Raw genomic sequence first — 18,899 nt, 5'->3', positions numbered from 1 at the left:
TGGTACGTTGTTTTAGCGCAAATAGAACATAAAGCCTGATTCTGTATCTTTGTTTTTCAATAAATGATTAAATATGGCGAAATCGCCGAAATATTACGTTGTCTGGAAAGGGCGCCAGAAGGGAGTTTATGATAATTGGGATGATTGCCAGGCTCAAATTCAGAATTTTCCGGGTGCTTTGTACAAATCATTTGAGAGTCGCACCGTAGCCGAAAAAGCGCTGGGTGAAAAGCCACACGTTCATTTTCAGGGCGGCGCGAAATCGACCGTGGGAAAGCAAAGCAAATTGGCCGTTATTGGACAGCCTATCCGCGATAGCATTGCCGTTGACGCGGCCTGGAACACGGCCTCGGGCGCGATGGAATACCAGGGCGTTCACGCAACGAGCAAGCAACTGCTTTTTCACCAGGGACCCTATGCAGATGGAACCAACAACATCGGTGAGTTTCTGGCCATTGTACATGCTCTGGCGTGGCTCAAACAGCGTGGAAGCAGTTTGCCAATTTATTCCGATTCGCGCACGGCGATTAGCTGGGTTCTGAAAAAGCGGGCGAACACCAAGTTGGAAGAAACGCCCAACAACGCCGTCCTTTTCGAACTCCTCGATCGGGCGGAAACCTGGCTCCAGGACAATACGTACCCGAATAAAATTTTAAAATGGGAAACCGAGCACTGGGGAGAAAATCCGGCTGACTTTGGTCGTAAATAAGAAACTACTATCCACTTTAAATGAAGGCGTTTTTTGTTTCGGTTTAAACAGTTTACCATTCAGCAAGATCGGACGGCCATGAAGGTATGTACGGACGCCTGCATTCTGGGAGCCTACGCCCCTGTGGAAGGCGCGAACTTGCTGGATATTGGCACCGGAACGGGTCTACTGGCGCTCATGGCGGCCCAGCGAGCTGAAAGCCTACGCGTTGATGCCGTGGAGATCGATGAGGGGGCCTATGGGCAGGCAGCAACCAATGTGGCGGCTAGTCCATTTGCGGAGCGGGTGCGGGTGTGGAATATATCTATCCAGGCATTTAAACCTGATCAGGAAGGCAATTACGATACCATCCTGACCAATCCTCCTTTTTACACGAATCACCTGCGTTCGCCGGATGCCAACGTCAATCGGGCGCTGCATAACGACGAGCTTCCTTTTGAGCATCTGGCAGTGGCGATTCAGCGTCTATTGAAGCCGGACGGACAGTGCTGGGTGTTGCTACCCCCTTTTGAAATGGAACGGTTTCGTAAAATAGCGGAGAAGGTTAGTTTGTTACCATTCCGGCAATTAAATGTCCGTCACCACGCTCAGAAACCGTTTTTTCGGCAGATTTGCGGCTTTTCGTTTCGTAACTTACCGCTTGAAAAAGAAACGCTGGACATTTACGAGACTGACGGGAAAACCTATTCAGAACCTTTTCGTCGTTTATTGCAGCCTTTTTATCTGATATTCTGAAACCTTTACGAACTTTGCATCAAGTGAGAACACAAGCCTGGCGAATTGAAAGAGCAAACCACTGAATTTTCTCCCAATGCTCTGCTAAATTCTTTGCGTTCTCCGTGTTTACTAAGTATGACTAACGAACCATTGCAACTTTCCGTTATCATTCCGCTCTTCAACGAAGATGAGTCGCTACCCGAACTGCACGAATGGATTGTTCGCGTGGTTACCGAACAGAAATTCTCGTACGAGATTTTGTTCGTAGACGATGGTAGTACGGATAATTCGTGGGAAGTAGTTCAGCAACTGGCTGCGCGCAATCCACACGTCCGGGGCATTCGGTTTAATCGGAACTACGGCAAGACGGCGGCGCTTCAAACGGCTTTTCAGGCGTGCCGGGGCGAGGTGGTGATCACGATGGATGCAGATTTGCAGGACAGTCCCGACGAGATTCCGGAGCTTTATCGGATGATTACCCAGGGCGGATACGATCTGGTATCGGGCTGGAAGCAGAAACGATACGACCCGATCAGTAAGACGCTGCCAACCAAGTTGTTCAACGCCGCCACCCGCCAGATTTCGGGAGTTTATCTGCACGATTTCAATTGCGGTCTGAAAGCTTACCGGCAAAAAGTAGTGAAGAACGTCACGCTTTACGGCGAAATGCATCGCTATATTCCGGTGGTGGCCAACTGGAACGGATTCAAGAAGATTGGCGAAAAAATAGTGCAGCACCGGGCGCGTAAATACGGGACTACCAAGTTCGGGCTGGAACGCTTCGTAAATGGTTTCCTGGATTTGCTCGTCATCGCTTTTGTCCACAAATTTGGTAAACGTCCCATGCACTTCTTTGGCAGTCTTGGTACATTATCCTTTTTTGTTGGTACAATAATCACATTCTACCTAATTGGCGAAAAAGTATATAACATTGCCCGGCACCTCAAATTTCGCAACGTAACCGATAACCCTTTGTTTTTTCTGGCATTAGTAGCTATTATTCTGGGCGTTCAGTTATTTTTAGCCGGTTTTTTAGGTGAATTACTGATTAGGCAATCGACAACCAATAAAACAAGTGATTTATTAATTGCAGAAAAAGCGGGCTGAAGCCCCCTCTGTGCCTCTTTACAAACTTATTTTTTCTGGCCGCAGAGAATAGAAAGAACTTATGGAAAGCACGGAGGTTATGAAAAGAACTATGAATCAACAATTTAAAGCACATCCCTGGCATGGGATTTCGATCGGAGAAGATGCTCCGAATCTGGTAACGGCTTTCATCGAGATTGTTCCTACGGATACGGTCAAATATGAAGTAGACAAAGAGACAGGGTATCTGAAAATCGACCGCCCGCAGAAATATTCCAACATTGTTCCGGCCCTGTATGGCTTCCTTCCGCAAACGTATTGCGATGAGCAGGTAGCTTCTCTCGCGCGCGAACGGTCAGGACGGGACATTGAAAAAGGAGATGGCGACCCCATTGATATCTGCGTTTTGAGCGAGCACGCCATCACGCACGGAAACATCATTCTGCAAGCCATTCCCATCGGTGGATTCCGTTTGCTGGACAAAGGTGAAGCTGACGATAAAATCATCGCTGTTCTGAAAGGAGATGCCATGTACTCGCTGTACAAAGACCTGAAAGATCTGCCGAAAGATGTTGTTATGCGGTTGCAGCACTATTTCTTAACGTATAAAAACTTACCGGCTGAGCCCATGACTTGCGAGATCGTCAACATCTACGGTCGTGAAGAAGCCCACGAGGTGATTCGTCGGTCAGTAGAAGACTATTGGCAGCTAATTCGCACGCAGGCGACGATGAGCTTATAGCAAACTGAAGAGTGGGATAGAAGCAGTAAGCTAGTTTCTCCTTCTATCCTCTAATTATGACTTCCAACACATTTTTGCGGGACTGGGAATAGTCCCGTTTTTATTTTTGTTAACTAAGTATCTAAAAACATTAGTTAAATATACCTTCATGCGGCAATTTTTGAAATATGTTCTAGCCACCTTCGTCGGACTCATCGTCTTTTCGTTTGTGGGATTTATGCTGCTCATTGGAATCGGATCGGCCCTCAGTTCTGCTTCCAGCGATGAAACTACAGTAAAAGAAAATTCAGTATTAAAGCTTAACCTGAACAATCCGATACGGGAAATTGGCGTCGAAAACCCGTTCTCCAGCTTTGGACCTTTCAATTCGGACGGTGACGTCATTGGCATCATTGACCTGAAACAGGCCCTGGCGAACGCGAAGCTCGATCCGAATATCAAAGGAGTTTACCTCCAAACTGAGTATCCGCAGGCGGGTTGGGCAACGCTTGAAGAAGTGCGCATGGCGCTGCTGGATTTTAAAAAATCGAAGAAATTTGTCTATGCTTATGGCGAGGTGATGACCGAAAAAGGATATTACCTGGCATCAATAGCCGATAATATTTATGTGAATCCAGCCGGAGCCGTCGAATGGAATGGTCTGGATGCCGAGTATACCTTCTTCAAAGGAACACTTGACAAGTTGAATATCAAGCCGGTAATTTTCCGGGTAGGAGAGTTTAAAAGCGCTGTAGAGCCGTTCCTCTACGAAAAAATGAGTGAGGCCAGCAAATTGCAGACCGCTTCTTTCCTGAACTCAATGAACAATCATTTCGCCTCAGCCATTGCTACCAGCCGAAACGTATCGGTTGCAGCCTTGAAGAAAGAAGCTGATGAATTGTCTATCCAGACGCCGCAAGATGCCCTGAGAGCAAAATTGGTTACCCGTGTTGCCTATTACGATGAAGTGGAAACCGACATGCGGAAAAAATTAGGCATCGACGAAAAGAAAAAGATCGATTTTGTTTCGCTGGGTAAATACGGAAAAGCGAAAAAATACGTCGAAGAAGGAAACATCAAAAACCGCATTGCTGTCATCGTCGCTTCGGGCGATATCGTTTCGGGAAAAGATGACAACAACATTGCTTCGGACAACATTACGGAACAACTGCGCAAAGCTCGGCTAGACGATAAAGTGAAAGCAATTGTGATGCGTATCAACTCGCCGGGTGGTAGCGCGCTGGCGTCGGATGTGATGTGGCGTGAAATTGAGCTGGCCAAAAAAGCCAAGCCCGTCATTGCTTCCATGTCTGATTATGCTGCCTCTGGAGGCTATTATATGGCGATGGGTTGCAATCAGATTGTGGCTTATCCTAATACCATTACGGGGTCTATCGGGATTTTCGGCATGCTGTTTAACACCGAAGGCTTCTTCAAGGAAAAACTCGGAATTACGTACGACCGGGTGCTGACCAATGCCCATTCTGACTTCCCGACCTTAACGCGTGAAATGTCGCCGTTTGAGCGGGATGTGTTGCAGAAAAACGTGGAGCGCGGTTACGCCATCTTCACTTCTAAAGCGGCCCAGGGACGCAAAATGCCGGTTGATAGCCTGCGCAAGCTAGCTTCAGGAAGGGTTTGGACGGGCGAACAGGCGAAAGCCAACGGGCTGGTCGATAAATTAGGCGGCTTGGATGATGCCATCAAACTGGCGGCTCAGTCGGCTAAGCTGAAAGAAGGCGATTACCGGGTTCGTTATATTCCCGAGAAGAAAAACGCCATTGAAGAACTGCTGAAAGGGTTCACCGGTGGGGACGAAGAAACGAAATTGAGCGCCCACGTTGGTGAGTTGGCTCCGTACATTCAATACCTGAAAAAACTGAAGAACATGCAGGGGGTACAGGCGCGCTTGCCCTTTGAAATTGATATTAAATAATTTACTGTAGAGAGTTATGGGAAAGCCTCAGAGCAGTCGCTCTGAGGCTTTTTTTCTATAGTGAAGAGGCTTTTGGCCTTGGTCTATTCGGCAGTTTTTGACGGTCAGTATTGCTTCGCTAATCGGTAGGCTGATTTATTGATTCCTGATTCGGCTTTTTCAGCTAACAAAAAGGAGGCTTATTAAGTATTCTTGATCTGAACGCGTTGCTTATTTGGATCGTAGCTCGTGAAGATAGTCAACCAGCTTCGACGGGCCAGGCGGAAAAAATAAGGCGTCAATAGCACTAAAGTAGGCGTCAACCCGATGAGGTAATAATCCAGATCAACCTTTAGCCACTGAACAAAAACAAAGAAAGTAAGCAACGTATAGATGGTATAAAACGCATAGCTTACAAACATAGCGCCCCAATAAAAGCCGGGTTCCGGGGTAAGCGGTTCGCCACAGTGCGGACAGTCAGTATGCATTTCGTCAAAGCGGCGGCTGAATGCACTTTTAGTAACAAAAAAGTCTCCTTGGTGGCAACGTGGGCATTTATTAAAGGCAATGCTGTATAAAGGGCTGTCTTTTAACATGGCTATTGGGTCGCCAGAGCGACATTTTGAGTGGAATATTAGCTAGATGACCAGCAGTTATTACTCTACAAAAATACCAGTTAGCGCTCTTTTTTTCGAAGACAGAACAAGGAGGGTATGGTACAAATCAACGATTGTTGAGTAATTGTTGACGGAAATCAGCGGGTGTAGAGCCGGTCTGCTTTTTGAAGAAGCGCACAAAATAGGAAGGGTCGTCAAAGCCTAACAGAAAGCCAATTTCCTTGATTGATTGAGTCGTATGAGTTAATAGGCGCTGGGCTTCAATAACCTGGCGCTCGTGCAAAAGCTGGCTAGCCGTTTTACTCAGTACTTTTTTACAAATATGATTGAGGTAATTAGGAGTAAGGTTCATTTTCTCCGCGTAGGCACCTACTTCGCGGGTTGTCAGGAAATGCTTCTCCAATAAATCTTCATATTGCCGAATGCGGTCGTATAGATGCGTGTCGGTTTCGGTTAACTGTTGACTATAAAGGCGGTTTGCTGTTTCCAGAATAATGTGGATGTAAGAAAGAAAAACCTCAGATCGGTTTAGACGCCTATTTTCGTATTCCTGGAAAGCATACGAAAATAGGTCCTGAAAAAGTCCCTTCTGATCGGAAACTTCCAGAAGCGGCTGGTGCTGGTGGGAATGAAAAAAAGGATACTGTTGCAGGCGATTTCCGAAGCGGCTTCGAAAAAAATTAGCTTCCAGAAATAAATTATACCCTTGAATATCAGGAGATAACTGCCAGCTATGGACTTGCCCGGGCGTAAGAAAATAAAGTTGGTTAGGGGCTAAGTTATACGTTTTGAAGTCGATGGTATGAGTGCCTCCTCCGGTTCCAATCCACATAACCAGATAGAAGGTATGCGAGTGTGGTTTGTCGATGCCTTTAAATTCCTGTACCAGCTTCTCCAACCGGGTCATGTAAAAAAGCGCTTCGGGCTCATGACGGGGAAAGGAATGAAGTTTGTAAACGGGAACGTTAGACTGCATAGGCACTAAAATTCAGGAAAGCATGGTGGATCATTCCAAATTAGGTAGTTGTCCTGCTGTAAGCCAGTAATCGCAAATCTGTTTCACCAAAACTTTCATTTCCCGGTAGGAAAAGGGTTTGCTGATATATGCATTAAGGCCTTGTTCGTAAGCATGTTGAACCTCTTTCGGCTGATCGGAACTGGTGAGCAATAAAATTGGAATAGCTCTGAAAGAATGCATCTGGCGAACGGCCTGGGCAACCTCAATGCCATTTCGCCCGGGCAAGCTCAAATCCATAAGAATAAGGTGGGGACAGTCCGAATGAGTGGAGGCTAATAAATCGCTAAGTAAATCCGTGCCGGTATTGTAACGTTTTATGGTAACCTGGTCACACTCAACCTGCATGGCCCGAACAAATAAATCCATAAAGTTAGGGTCATCATCGATGAGAGCGACCCTGGGTCTTTTTACCATTTTGTTGGTGAAGCGCCTTAACGAGTTTATACGAAATCTTGGTTATATTTTGTCAAATATAACCATTGCTACCAAATCTTTTGTGGTAGTCTACCATAAAATAGAGGAAGAAATGTAGTATTTCGAGCTTAATTATAACTGGAAGAATCCATAATTAATTGGAAGAGCTTAGCAAAATGCAGCGACTTTTTCAGTTTGGGATCAGACTCTTGCCACTGCCGGAAAGGATTTTCCGGATGCCAGGTAATGCGCTGTATGGTAGGATTGTAAACACCAACTGGATCAACTTTTTCGTGAGTGGCCAGATCAGAAAGAATTTCTAAGCCTTCTTCTTCTGAGACGCACTCCAGCATGGCATACTGACCCCTATACATATAAATTACCACAGGCCTCATAGGCAAACCAACTTATGTTCGGATGGAGATAGGGTTAAGACAGCTTTTTGGAAAATTGGTCACATAGGCGCGTTGATAAGGAAATTAGACCAGGGATTTATTAGACTTTCGAAAGCCTGATAAGACAAAACCCCAGCAAGCGCCGGGGCATGTCTATGCGTAAGTGCCATACTTACGAATGAAGAGTTGAAAAAGATTTACAGACCGGCTTTGGAACCGGACTTTTTTAGAGCCAGCTGAAAATTCTGTACAATAGATAAATAATTAAAAACGTAAACGCGTTCTATTTTCCCAGTGCAACTGCTCCCGGCTTCAAATACTTATCAAACCATTGCAGGTAGCGTTCAATTCGGTCGCGCTGGTAGCTAGGCGTAGTAATGCCGTGAAACTGACCGGGATAGATGATCAGCTGCGTTGGAACACCCAATGAGGTAAGGGCCTGGTACATTTGTTCACTACCCGCCACCGGTACGTTGAAATCTTTTTCGCTGGCCATAAACTGCGTGGGCGTTTTAATGCGATCTGCTTTTAAAAAAGGATAGGAGAGCTTCAGCCATTTATCCAGGTTTTTCCAGGGCGTTCCAAGCTCATGTTCGTATTGATTGACATATTGATCGGAGCCGTACATGGTTAATTGTAACGAGCTGCCCGCTCCGCTGGCTGCCGCCTTGAAACGGGTATCCGTCGCAATCGTATAATTCGTCAGAATGCCCCCATAGCTCCAGCCCCCAATGCCCATGCGTTCGGGGTCGGCAATGCCTTTCTGCACCAAATAATCCGTAGCGCCCAGAATATCCGCCACTTCTTTATTGCCCCAATCGGCGTAAATGGCTTTGCAGTAAGCCAGACCCCGACCGCTGCTACCTCGGTAATTAACGGCGGCAACGGCATATCCACCGGCAGCCAACAGCTGCCGGGTCAGGTCAAATCCATACGTATCCTGGCTGACAGGCCCACCGTGAATGTATAGAATGAGCGGGAGCTTTTTGTCGGCAGGTATATTGGACGGGCGGTACAGTAAGCCCGAAACCTGCGTGCCATCTTTGCTACGGGAGGTAAAGCCTTCCACGGAAGCAAGCTGAAGAGAAGCCACAAATTCGTCCTGTATTTTGGTTAACCGGCGCAGGTTCCCACCTTCCAGCGCATACAATTCACCGGGGAGCTGGGGTTCGGCCATCATCGTTAACCAACTGCCTGAACCCTGATTTTTGAGATCAGTGAAGATGCGGTCGCCGCCGATAACTTTGGTGAATTTCCCGGTATTCAAAGCATATTGACCTACGTATGCCTGGCGGTCGTCATCAACCAAAACAGCAATTGACTGCCCATCCGTTGACCAGCGCGGATTGCGAACGGGCCGGTCGAGGGCCTTGGAGAGGATCGTTGGCTCACCGCCATCGACTGCCAACACATTCAGCGTTGGCTGATCGTACATGATAAAATTATCCGCCGAGGTCGAACGCAGGTAAGCCAACCGTTTCCCATCCGGACTCCAGACGGGGTTGTAATCACGACCAGCCCAGGTGGTCAATTGCCGGGGCGTGGCACCGCGCCGGGTGTCGATAAGCCAGAGGTCGGTGTTTTCGTTTTTGTCGGGATCAGCCGTGCGGTTGCTAACAAAGGCAATTTTAGTACCGTCAGGCGACCAGACCGGCGTCGATTCGTCGTGTATCCCGGTTGTTAAGGTATCTAGTTTTTTCGTGGCTACATCAAATAGGTACAGGTGAGCTGGGCGCCGATCCAGATAGCCTTTTATATCCTGCTTAAATTGGTAGCGGTCAACCAAATAGGGCGTTCTGGCTTTTCCCTTAGCAGAGTCGGCCACGCTTTTGTCTTTAATGATCAGGGCAATTTTTTTGCCATCCGGTGACCATTCGTATTCTTCAATTTCGCCCTTTAGGTCAGTTAATTTTTTGCCTTCGCCACCCCGGCGATCCAGTAGCCAGAGCTGGCTTTCCGAACCGTTTCGAGCGGCCATGAAAGACAGGTATTTTCCGTCGGGACTCCAACGTGGCCGGGATTCACTATCGGGGCTGTTCGTCAGCTGAACCGACTGCTGGCCATCCCAGCTTACCATCCAGACATCAGCGTTGCGTTTGTCTTTGGCTGCATCGACAGACGAAAGAACGTAGGCCACCCAACTACCGTCAGGGGATACTTGCGGATCACTGATGCCTTGCAAGCGCTCAATGTCAGACGGGCGCATGGGTCGTTTGGCCGGTGTTTGAGCCAGCGTTATGCCCGAAAGGAGCAAGCTGGTTAGTAGTAAAGAGGAACGTTTCATAACGACTTAGGTTGTCAATAAATCCCTACAATTTACAAAAAGCTACAGATTTTCGTGAAGCAGAACGCAACAGCAACCAACCTGACCAAATGCCCACTCCATCACCTAAAGAAAATGACAGACAGGAAACAAAAAAGCCGCCTGGCAGTCAGGCGGCTTTTTAATTATTTAAAAAGTGGAGCGTGTATCTCGCGCAAGGTTTCTACCGGAATCTTAATGACTTCCCGGTCGTAGGTGAGGAGCCCGTTAACCTCGCCTTCTACATCCGTTGTTTGGGTGTAAACGGCGGCAGAAACGCCCAATTTCTGGTACATTTCTACCATTTTGGCGTATTTAGTCCGGTAAGCCTTCAACACGGCATCTTTGTCCTGGTAGGTCTGGTAGCCCCAGTTTCGGTTATTGGGGTTCCATAAATGTCCGGTTATTGGCCAGCCGATACCGCCAAATTCACCAACCACAATCACGCGGTCTTTTTTCGCTGCCGGTTCACGGGGTACTTCCTCGTACGTGTGGATGTCGTAGAAATCACCTGCACCCAGATCGCTCCAGCCACTAACTGCATTAACTAACCGACTCGGATCGAGTGCTTTGGTCCAATTAGCCAGCCGCACGTTATCGTATTGTCCCCAGCCTTCGTTATGCACAACCCAGGTAACAATGCTGGGGTGATTATGAAGTCGGTTCATCATGCGGCGGAGCTCCAGTTCAAATTGCTCTTTGCCCTTCGAGCGGCGCAATGGCTCAACGGTTTCTCTAGGATCCATGTTCTGGCCCTCCAAGAAGCCAGACGGCATGTCCTGCCAAACCAAAATACCCAGGCGGTCGCAGTGGTAATAATAGCGAGCTGGTTCGACTTTGATATGCTTCCGAAGCATGTTAAAGCCCGATTTTTTCAGAAAATCGATCTCAAAAACCATGGCATCATCGGAAGGCGGCGTGAGCAAGCTACCCGGCCACCAGCCCTGATCGAGCGGGCCATTCTGAAACACAGGCTTGTTATTCAGCAATAAAAACGGTTGACCTGCTACATTTCCGGGGCCCATCGAAATTTTCCGCATCGCGAAATAGCTCGTTACGGCGTCAATTGGCGTTCCGCTTACTTCAGCCTTGGCGTATGCCGAACGTTCGGCTTCGTTGTGGCGGGGCCGATTGCGGTTTTCTGTACCCTGGAAGGGGTCTTTCACCGGAACAATCTCGACTTTCAGGTTATACAGAAAAGGAGTATCGGGTGACCAGAGCTTCGGATTTTTCACGCTCAGAAAGCCCGTTCTACCGGCACGAATGATGGTTGTAGCAACGGTCTGGGTACCGTCCATCGCGGTGAGGCGGAAGCCAGTTGTTGGGTTAGTAATTGGCCGATTCGTTAAAACTTCTACCCGAACGCGGCTGGAGTCCAGCTCAGGAGTCAGGCGAACTTCTTCGATAAAGACCGGATTGGGCACGGGTTCCAACCAAACTGTTTGCCAAATACCCGAAACAGGAGTATACCAGATGCTATGGGGGTTGAATACCTGTTTGCCGCGCGGTTGCTCACCTTCGGTCGTCGGATCGGTCACGCCCAAAACCAGTGTATTCTGACCCGATTTCAGAAAGTCAGTAATGTCAAAATCGAAAGGATCGGAACCGCCCGTGTGCGAGCCAACCAGCCCGCCGTTTACCCACAAATTGCATTCATAATCGACCGCGCCAAAATGAAGCAAAACGCGCTGGTTTTTCCAGTCGGCAGGAATGGTAACCGTTCGGCGATACCACAAACGCTGGGCGTCGGTTAGAGGCTTGGTCACCTTGGAAAGGGTCGATTCTACGCAGAAAGGCACCAGAATCTGGCCGTCAAATTTGGCCGGCTGTCCTTCGGTTTTGGGGCGGATTGCGTATTCCCACCAGCCGTTCAGGTTCTGCCAGGCTGACCGAACCAGTTGAGGACGGGGGTATTCCCGCCAGGCATTTTCGGGCGTCACTTGCTTTTCCCAGCGGCTAAGAATGGTGGCTGGAGTCAGCTTGTTGGTGGCTGATTGGGCAAAAATGGTGGTGCTTATTCCTAAAAGAATCCAAAAGAATAAGCAGGATCGCAGGTAATTAAGGGTTTTCATACAGATGAAAAGGGTTAAGCAGGCAAAATAGTAAAAAACAGAGCCGTTCGTTGTCTTGTCGATCAGGAAGCATGTCTGGTCGGTGAAAGATCAATTACAGCGTCTCGTTGAATTTCGGCAAACTAACAAAGAAGGAAGGACGATGCTTTCTTTTTGTGGATCAAAGTAGGTTTTTTCCAGGTTGCGGAACAAGGCTATGGCGGCGGCCTTTCCCATGTCAAAAGCGGGTTGCGTGATCGTGGTTAGGGAAGGGTTGAGCAAAGAGGCAGTCTCCAGGTTGGAAAAAGCGATGATCTTAACCGCATCCGGGATGGTCAGGTTGAGTTCTTCACAAAGCTGGTAGGCGGTAATTGCCAGCTTTTCAACCGAAGCCAGCAAACCATCAGGCCGCTGCGGACTTTGTAATAGTGTTCGAATGAGTTCCTGACTAATCTCCCTTGATCCGTTAACAATTAAGTCGTCCTGAGCCGCGATCTGACTCTCCGCGAGCGCTCGTTTGTAGCCTTCAAGGCGTTGATTACTAATGGATAAACTATCTGAAAGAGAGAGGAAAGCCACGCGTCGGCAGCCTTGTTCGATCAGGTGCCGGGTCGCCTGGTACCCACTTTCAAAATCGTTTGTGGTGATTTGGGCCATAGTAGCTTCATCAAAAATGCGGTCAAATAGCACAATGGGAATGCCTTTGGCCTGCAAGGTTTCCAGGTGCCCAATGCGATTGGTTTCGCCGGAAAGCGACATAATCACACCGTCAACCCGTCCGCTCTGAAACTCCTGTAAGATGGTTTGTTCACGCGCCAATGATTCATAGGTTAGGTAAATAAGGGTATGATACCCTTTCGGTTGCACAATGGATTCGATTCCTTTGATGGCTAATGAAAAAAAACTATCCGTGACTTCAGGAATGACAACGCCAATGGTTTTGCTTTTTTTTCGGCGCAGGCTGCTGGCATATGGATTGGGGACATAGTTCAGACTTTTGGCTAAATCCAGGACGCGCCGCTTCGTCTCCTGGCTGATTTCGTGGCTGTCCTGCAACGCTTTCGAAACGGTTGATACCGACAAATTCAGCGTTTGGGCCAGTTTTTTGAGATTAACGTTTTCCATACAGTTGCAAAATGATCAACGGAAAGCAGGAAACAAATCCGGCTGAGCGCGTCAGGCTGCTTTTCGTTGAATCAGCCCCCAATACTACGAAAACGTTTTCGTAAAAAAATATAAGTTTTTCCCACCAAAGGCTAATTGAACTCTTTAGATTGCGTAGAAATTTAACCGTCATCGCGGATCATCTATTAGACTAAAAGCCTATGAACTCCCTAACTGAAACAGAAAAAACTCCTTTGACCAGTCTGGATGAATGGGAGGATGATTTGCTCGAACGTTATCCTGATCCCGAAACGATTGCGAAGGAAAAGACAACAGACGAGTACCGGAACTACGACAACCCCGGCCGGGATACCGTCCGTGAATTTTACCGCCTGAACCATACCTACCAGACGTATGATTTTGTGCGGGAAAAAGAGCGGGAATTTCTCGCTTTCAACAAGAAAGAAATGCCCGTTTGGGATGCGTTTACCTTTCTGAATCAGTTGGTTGACGACTCCGATCCAGATACCGATTTAGACCAGTTGCAGCACCTGCTTCAAACGTCGGAAGCGATTCGGGCGGATGGCCACCCGGATTGGTTTGTGCTGGTTGGTTTGCTGCATGACATGGGCAAAGTGCTCTGCTTGTTCGGCGAACCGCAGTGGGCTGTGGTGGGCGACACATTTCCAGTAGGCTGCGCGCATTCGGATAAAATCGTTTACCCTGAATTTTTTAAGGACAATCCAGACACATACGATAGCCGATATAATACCAAATACGGCATTTATTCACCGAATTGCGGCCTGCGCAACGTACATATGTCGTGGGGACACGATGAGTACGTCTACAACATGGTGAAAGACCATCTGCCAGAACCGGCTCTCTACATGCTTCGGTACCACTCATTTTATCCGCAGCACCGCGAAAATGCCTACGATCACCTGATGGATAGCCATGATCACGAGATGTTCAAATGGGTGAATCTGTTCAATCCGTACGATTTGTACTCGAAGAACCCGACGCCACCAAACTGGACAGAATTGCGCCCGTATTATGAAGACCTGGTAGCAAAATACCTGCCTGCCACCCTGAAATTTTAAAGCTCATCTTCAAATTAAAGCCAGACCGGATGCCTATGCGTCCGGTTTTTTTATGCCTTTCCGTTCCGCTACGTCGAAAAGTAACCAGATATGAGTATTTCTAAACAAAACGGGCATTTGGGATAAAGTAACCCCACTTTTAACTTCTCTGGCCACTATGAAAAAACTCACGTTGCTATTGATTCTAGTAGTAGCCTGTCTGCGCGTGAACGCTCAAAATCAAGACCTGTTGAGCAGTAAATACCCCAAAGGCGAACTACAAAAAATACTGATTCCGCAGGCTAAATGGGTGCCTTTTCCCCGGCGGGAAGACCGTGCGGGCTGGGCAAAGGCCGACCAGGCGATGATGAAAGCGTATGTAACCAAGGCCGAATCGTACCTGAATTATGACTGGCCCTCTATTCCGGCGACTAAATCGCTACTCATCGAGCGAACCGGCGACCGGGAAGAATACCAGTCCATGAGTTTTCAGAAACGGAACGTATTAGGTACGCTGGTGCTGGCGGAAATTTACGAGAACAAAGGACGCTTTATAGATCCTATTATCAACGGCGTATGGTCGATTTGTGAAGAATCATTTTGGGGTGCTCCGGCCCACTTGCCCCGTAGTAAAGAGTATTCGGGGTTGATGGATGTGTCGAAGCCGTTTGTCGACTTATTTGCCGCTGAGACAGCCACTTATCTGGCTTGGGTAGATTATTTTCTGGGCGATAAGCTGGACGCGGTTTCGCCGCAGGTGCGCAAACGAATCTATCACGAAACCAATTACCGCATTTTTCAGCCCCTCATGACACAGCACCACGGTTGGATGAGTGCCAACGCCAGTGGGCGGGCACCCAACAACTGGAATCCCTGGATTTGCTCTAACTGGTTGAATGCGGTGCTCTTGCTCGAAAAAGACGACCAGCAGCGGACGGCATCCGTGGCCAAAATCCTGAACGTGCTCGATAATTTTGTAAACCCATACCCACAGGACGGCGGCTGCGACGAGGGCCCAAGTTACTGGGGAGCGGCGGCGGCTTCGCTCTACGACAACATTGCCCTGTTAAACACGGCCAGCAACAACGCGTTTCAGTATGTTTATGAAGACGAAAAGATCAAAAACATGGGCAAATTCATTTACCGCGCGCAGATTAGCCCAACCTATTTCCTGAATTTTGCCGATGCCGATCCGCAGCCGGGCATGGCGGCCAACATGATATATCGCTTCGGAAAAGATATAAAAGACCTGGATATGATGAAATTCGGAGCTTATTACCGCAAATCTGAAAACGGCTCTATCGGAAAGTTTCATTATTTCCGGCATTTCTACGCGCTCTTTATGCAGAATGAGTATCAGAAAGCGGCGCAGGGGCTTCCGTTACCAAAAGATGTGTGGTTGCCTGATCTTCAGGTTTTTGCGGCGCGGGATCGGCAAGGAACAACGAATGGTTTTTATGTAGCTGCGAAGGGTGGGCACAACGATGAGAGCCACAACCACAACGACATTGGCAACTACGTGGTCTATTATGACGGCCACCCGCTCTTGATTGATGTAGGCCGGGGTACTTACACGCGCAAAACGTTCAGTGACAAGCGCTATGACATCTGGTACAATTGTTCGAATTACCATAATTTGCCCACCATAAACGGGAAGGACCAGCCGCCGGGTGGGAAATACAAAGCCGGTGACATCATTTATAAGCAAAATCCAGGATCAGCGCAATTTACTCTGGATATGGCCAAAGCCTATCCCGCTGCTGCGGGTGTTACGAGTTGGCAACGAACCATTCAGCTCAATCGCGGGAAAAACGTTCAAATTAACGATGAGGTTAAATTAAGTAAGGCCGACAGCATTACCCAGCACCTGATGACCTGTTACCCCGCCGCCATAACCAGGCCCGGCGAAGTGACCATTCGTTATAAGCCCAAGAATGCAACCGGTAAGGACTTTGTAGTGCGGTATGACCCGAAGCAGATGGAGGTTTCGGTCGAGAAGGTAATACTGGATGATCCGGAAGACAAAGGAATTATTACCAAATGGGGCGATACCATTTACCGAATCAATTTCAAAGTTTTAGCGCCAAAGACGTCCGATAAATTCAATTTTGTGGTAGCAGCTAAATGACAAGAGCAACCGCAGAGCGTGCCTTACTTCAAGCACGCTCTGCGGTTTACTACCTAAACTTCTGTGCGCAGCACTTCCAGCGGCGGACGAACCAACACCTCCCGACTGTTTAGCAAGCCAATGACAACCGTCAGTAGAACAACGGTCAGCGAGACAACAAGCAGCGGTACGAGATCCGGTGAGAAAGGCATTTCAAAGACAAAATAAGCCAGCGCCCACGTTCCGAAAAGGGATAAGCCAATGCCAGAAAACGCCGCCAGAAAACCCAGAAAGAGGTATTCAATCAGTGTAATGAGCAGGATTTGTCTTCGGTTAGCGCCAATGGTCCGCAGCAAAACACTTTCCTGAATGCGTTGGTATTTACTAATTACAACGGAGCTACCCAGCACCAGCAAGCCCGTAATAATGCTAAATAAGGCCATAAATTGAATCACGAAGGAAATCTTACTCAGAATTTCATCCAGCGTTTTCAAAATTAGATTTAGGTCGATGGCCGACACATTGGGGTATTGCTGAACCAGACTACGCTGGAAAGTAGCCGATTGCTGCGTGGAATCGACGCGTGTCATCAACACGTGAAATTGGGGGGCTTGTTCGAGAACACCGCTCGGAAAAACAACCAGAAAGTTAGTTTGGACCCGGTTCCAGTCAATTTCGCGGGTGCCCCCCACAATGGTAGGAATCAGCGCGCCCTGCACATTGAACGTGAGTGTATCACCCAACTTTAGTTTCATGCGTTTCAGATAGGAATCTTCCAACGAAATGTGAATGGCTCCGTTGGCCTGAAAAGGAGCTTTTCCCGCCACTAATTTTTCGGATTCCGCCAGCTTATCGCGGTACGTAACGCGGTATTCCCGCGTCAACGCCCAATCCGGTATCTTGGCGGTTGTATCCTGCTGAATCGCTTCGGTGGTCCGTCCATTGATTTGCGCCAGCCGCATGGTTACAATTGGCACTTCCTGTAAAATCGGTAATTGATGTTGCGCCACTAACTTTTTAACGCCTTCCTTCTGCTCATTCTGAATATCGAATAAAACCATATTTGGCTGGTTTTCGCTGGAGGAGAACTGGACGCGGCTCAGGAGCAGGTTCTGGGTTAGATACAACGTAGCAATCAGAAATGTACCCAGTCCAATAGAGGTCACCAAGGTGAGCGTCTGGTTATGTGGCCGGTATAAATTGGCTAAACTTTGCCGCCAGATGTAACTCCACGAAACCGGGAAGAATTCGCGCACCAGCCACATCATCAGAAAGCCCGCCGCCGTCAGGATCGCGAAGGTCGCGCCTAGACCCGCCGTAAAGCCCAATGCCAATTTCCAGTCGCGGGTTTGCCAATACGCAAATCCCGTAATGAAAAGCAAAATCAAGCCGTAAACAAGCCAGCGAAGCGGATCGCGGCTGTCAACATCGTCATCAAAAGAACTGCGTAACGTACGGAGCGGCGATATTTTCCGAACGACTAAAAGAGGAAGCAGCGCAAAAAGAATCGAGATAACGACACCAGTGATAATGCCCTGCGCGATGGCTTGCCAGGAAAGCGAAACGCTTACTTCTACTGGCAAAAAGCTGCCAAATAATTCGGGAAGAGCAAACTGAAGGACGGTGCCCAGAAGCGTACCCGCAATAGCACCCAGCAATCCCATCAGCGCTGTCTGAATCAGGTAAATTAGAAAGGCCTGACGCCCGCTTGCGCCCAAACAGCGCAAAACAGCTACCGAGGCCAGTTTTTCTTTAACGTAAAGATGAACCGAGCTGGCAACACCCACGCAGCCCAGCAGCAAGGCCACAAAAGCGACCAAATTCAGGAACTTGGCTAAGTCTTCGAAGGCACGGCCCGTCTGGCGTTTTCGCTCAGAAACGGTGTCGGAGTTAATGCCTGCTTTGTCTAATTGCGGTTCCAGCTTCTCGACCAGCGCATCAACGTCGGTTCCTTTTTTAAATTGGTAATAAGAGCGATACTGCGCCCGGCTTCCCAGCTGAATAAGTCCAGTCTCTTTCAATAGTCCCCCGGGAATAAAAACCGTGGGGGCTACCGTGCTTGTTACCGCCGTCTGGCCCGGCGTTTTCAGCACCCGACCCGCAACGAGAAACGTAAGCTCACCCACTTTGACTGAATCACCGGGCTGGGCTCCAAATTGTAGCAGGAGGGCATCATCGACCAGCGCCAGCCGTTGATTGGCTTTGCTGGCTTTTCGAAAGGTTGCGGCGGCGGCGGTAGGCTCCGTGTCCCAGCTTCCGTAATACGGAAAATTACCTTCAACGGCTTTAACCTGCGCCAGACGCACATTCCCCGATTTCGGGAAGTAAACCATCGACGGAAAGGCAACCTCCGTGGAGCGTTCGGGCGCGATGGACTGTAAAAATTCAGCGTTTTTCTTACTCGGTGTTTTATTGGTCGTTAAAACCAAATCGGCGCCGAGCAATTCCTGCGCCTGCTCATCGATGCTTTTGGCCAGGTTGTCGCTGAACGAATTGATAGCCACCAGCGCGGCAATGCCCAAGACGATGGACGACATGAACAAAAACAGCCGTTGCCGACTGCGGCGGCTGTCGCGCCAGGCCATTTTCCACAGCCAGCCATTAAAAAGCGAAGCCGTGGGCGTTTCTATTTTAGGAATGGAACGATCCATTTGATACGTCAGA

Annotated in this window: 15 protein-coding genes; 7 read left to right on the top strand and 8 right to left on the bottom strand. The window is 48.5% G+C overall.

Going from position 1 to position 18,899, the window contains the following annotated elements:
* Positions 1-73: 73 nt before the first annotated feature.
* The 5 genes from L0Y31_RS19035 (at position 74) to sppA (ending at position 5,169) form a co-directional block, all read left to right on the top strand.
* Positions 74-709 carry a ribonuclease H1 domain-containing protein gene (locus L0Y31_RS19035; RefSeq protein ID WP_234734673.1) on the top strand — a complete coding sequence of 212 codons (636 nt, stop codon included), beginning with the start codon at positions 74-76 and terminating at the stop codon, positions 707-709.
* 33 nt (positions 710-742) lie between these two features.
* On the top strand, positions 743-1,444 hold the full coding sequence (locus tag L0Y31_RS19030; RefSeq protein ID WP_234734672.1) for a tRNA1(Val) (adenine(37)-N6)-methyltransferase: 702 nt from the start codon (positions 743-745) through the stop codon (positions 1,442-1,444).
* A gap of 117 nt (positions 1,445-1,561) precedes the next feature.
* Entirely contained in the window at positions 1,562-2,533 is a 972-nt protein-coding gene (locus tag L0Y31_RS19025; protein ID WP_234734671.1) for a glycosyltransferase family 2 protein, read from the top strand.
* Positions 2,534-2,624: 91 nt separating this feature from the next.
* Positions 2,625-3,254: an inorganic pyrophosphatase gene (locus L0Y31_RS19020; protein ID WP_234734670.1), complete on the top strand. Its 630-nt coding sequence runs from the start codon at positions 2,625-2,627 to the stop codon at positions 3,252-3,254.
* 148 nt (positions 3,255-3,402) lie between these two features.
* Complete coding sequence (gene sppA / locus L0Y31_RS19015; RefSeq protein WP_234734669.1) at positions 3,403-5,169, top strand: signal peptide peptidase SppA; 1,767 nt, start codon at positions 3,403-3,405, stop codon at positions 5,167-5,169.
* A 182-nt stretch (positions 5,170-5,351) separates the two neighbouring features.
* Here sppA and L0Y31_RS19010 read toward each other — a convergent pair whose 3' ends face one another.
* From L0Y31_RS19010 to L0Y31_RS18980, 7 genes are all read right to left on the bottom strand, one after another.
* Positions 5,352-5,744: a DUF983 domain-containing protein gene (locus tag L0Y31_RS19010; RefSeq protein ID WP_234734668.1), complete on the bottom strand. Its 393-nt coding sequence runs from the start codon at positions 5,742-5,744 to the stop codon at positions 5,352-5,354.
* Between the two features lie 127 nt (positions 5,745-5,871).
* On the bottom strand, positions 5,872-6,741 hold the full coding sequence (locus L0Y31_RS19005) for an AraC family transcriptional regulator (protein ID WP_234734667.1): 870 nt from the start codon (positions 6,739-6,741) through the stop codon (positions 5,872-5,874).
* Positions 6,742-6,771: 30 nt separating this feature from the next.
* Entirely contained in the window at positions 6,772-7,197 is a 426-nt protein-coding gene (locus tag L0Y31_RS19000; RefSeq protein ID WP_255772883.1) for a response regulator, read from the bottom strand.
* A 128-nt stretch (positions 7,198-7,325) separates the two neighbouring features.
* Positions 7,326-7,550 carry a hypothetical protein gene (locus tag L0Y31_RS18995; RefSeq protein ID WP_234734665.1) on the bottom strand — a complete coding sequence of 75 codons (225 nt, stop codon included), beginning with the start codon at positions 7,548-7,550 and terminating at the stop codon, positions 7,326-7,328.
* Positions 7,551-7,875: 325 nt separating this feature from the next.
* A complete protein-coding gene (locus L0Y31_RS18990; RefSeq protein WP_234734664.1) occupies positions 7,876-9,876 on the bottom strand; it encodes a S9 family peptidase in 2,001 nt (666 codons plus the stop codon).
* 164 nt (positions 9,877-10,040) lie between these two features.
* The gene (locus tag L0Y31_RS18985; protein WP_234734663.1) at positions 10,041-11,966 is read right to left on the bottom strand and encodes a glycoside hydrolase family 2 protein; all 1,926 of its coding nucleotides are present in this window, start codon (positions 11,964-11,966) and stop codon (positions 10,041-10,043) included.
* Positions 11,967-12,056: 90 nt separating this feature from the next.
* A complete protein-coding gene (locus L0Y31_RS18980; protein ID WP_234734662.1) occupies positions 12,057-13,070 on the bottom strand; it encodes a LacI family DNA-binding transcriptional regulator in 1,014 nt (337 codons plus the stop codon).
* A 200-nt stretch (positions 13,071-13,270) separates the two neighbouring features.
* Here L0Y31_RS18980 and L0Y31_RS18975 point away from each other — a divergent pair, with 200 nt between their 5' ends.
* A complete protein-coding gene (locus L0Y31_RS18975) occupies positions 13,271-14,149 on the top strand; it encodes an inositol oxygenase (RefSeq protein WP_234734661.1) in 879 nt (292 codons plus the stop codon).
* Positions 14,150-14,306: 157 nt separating this feature from the next.
* On the top strand, positions 14,307-16,256 hold the full coding sequence (locus L0Y31_RS18970; RefSeq protein WP_234734660.1) for a heparinase II/III domain-containing protein: 1,950 nt from the start codon (positions 14,307-14,309) through the stop codon (positions 16,254-16,256).
* 53 nt (positions 16,257-16,309) lie between these two features.
* On the opposite strand, the gene L0Y31_RS18965 is transcribed toward L0Y31_RS18970, so the two are convergent.
* On the bottom strand, positions 16,310-18,886 hold the full coding sequence (locus L0Y31_RS18965) for an ABC transporter permease (protein ID WP_407084044.1): 2,577 nt from the start codon (positions 18,884-18,886) through the stop codon (positions 16,310-16,312).
* Between the last annotated feature and the right edge of the window lie 13 nt (positions 18,887-18,899).

The sequence above is a fragment of the Tellurirhabdus bombi genome (genome assembly GCF_021484805.1).
GTDB lineage: Bacteria > Bacteroidota > Bacteroidia > Cytophagales > Spirosomataceae > Tellurirhabdus > Tellurirhabdus bombi.
The sequence above is the reverse complement of the archived record's forward strand: the minus strand, read 5'-3'. Positions and strand labels throughout refer to the sequence as shown.

Coding starts and splice junctions, on each gene's coding strand:
- L0Y31_RS19035 (WP_234734673.1), top strand. CDS start 74: ATGGCGAAATCGCCGAAATATTACGTTGTCTGGAAAGGGCGCCAGAAG.
- L0Y31_RS18965 (WP_407084044.1), bottom strand. CDS start 18,886: ATGGATCGTTCCATTCCTAAAATAGAAACGCCCACGGCTTCGCTTTTT.
- sppA (WP_234734669.1), top strand. CDS start 3,403: ATGCGGCAATTTTTGAAATATGTTCTAGCCACCTTCGTCGGACTCATC.
- L0Y31_RS18980 (WP_234734662.1), bottom strand. CDS start 13,070: ATGGAAAACGTTAATCTCAAAAAACTGGCCCAAACGCTGAATTTGTCG.
- L0Y31_RS19005 (WP_234734667.1), bottom strand. CDS start 6,741: ATGCAGTCTAACGTTCCCGTTTACAAACTTCATTCCTTTCCCCGTCAT.
- L0Y31_RS19000 (WP_255772883.1), bottom strand. CDS start 7,197: ATGGTAAAAAGACCCAGGGTCGCTCTCATCGATGATGACCCTAACTTT.
- L0Y31_RS19020 (WP_234734670.1), top strand. CDS start 2,625: ATGAATCAACAATTTAAAGCACATCCCTGGCATGGGATTTCGATCGGA.
- L0Y31_RS19010 (WP_234734668.1), bottom strand. CDS start 5,744: ATGTTAAAAGACAGCCCTTTATACAGCATTGCCTTTAATAAATGCCCA.
- L0Y31_RS18985 (WP_234734663.1), bottom strand. CDS start 11,966: ATGAAAACCCTTAATTACCTGCGATCCTGCTTATTCTTTTGGATTCTT.
- L0Y31_RS18995 (WP_234734665.1), bottom strand. CDS start 7,550: ATGCTGGAGTGCGTCTCAGAAGAAGAAGGCTTAGAAATTCTTTCTGAT.
- L0Y31_RS18975 (WP_234734661.1), top strand. CDS start 13,271: ATGAACTCCCTAACTGAAACAGAAAAAACTCCTTTGACCAGTCTGGAT.
- L0Y31_RS18970 (WP_234734660.1), top strand. CDS start 14,307: ATGAAAAAACTCACGTTGCTATTGATTCTAGTAGTAGCCTGTCTGCGC.
- L0Y31_RS18990 (WP_234734664.1), bottom strand. CDS start 9,876: ATGAAACGTTCCTCTTTACTACTAACCAGCTTGCTCCTTTCGGGCATA.
- L0Y31_RS19025 (WP_234734671.1), top strand. CDS start 1,562: ATGACTAACGAACCATTGCAACTTTCCGTTATCATTCCGCTCTTCAAC.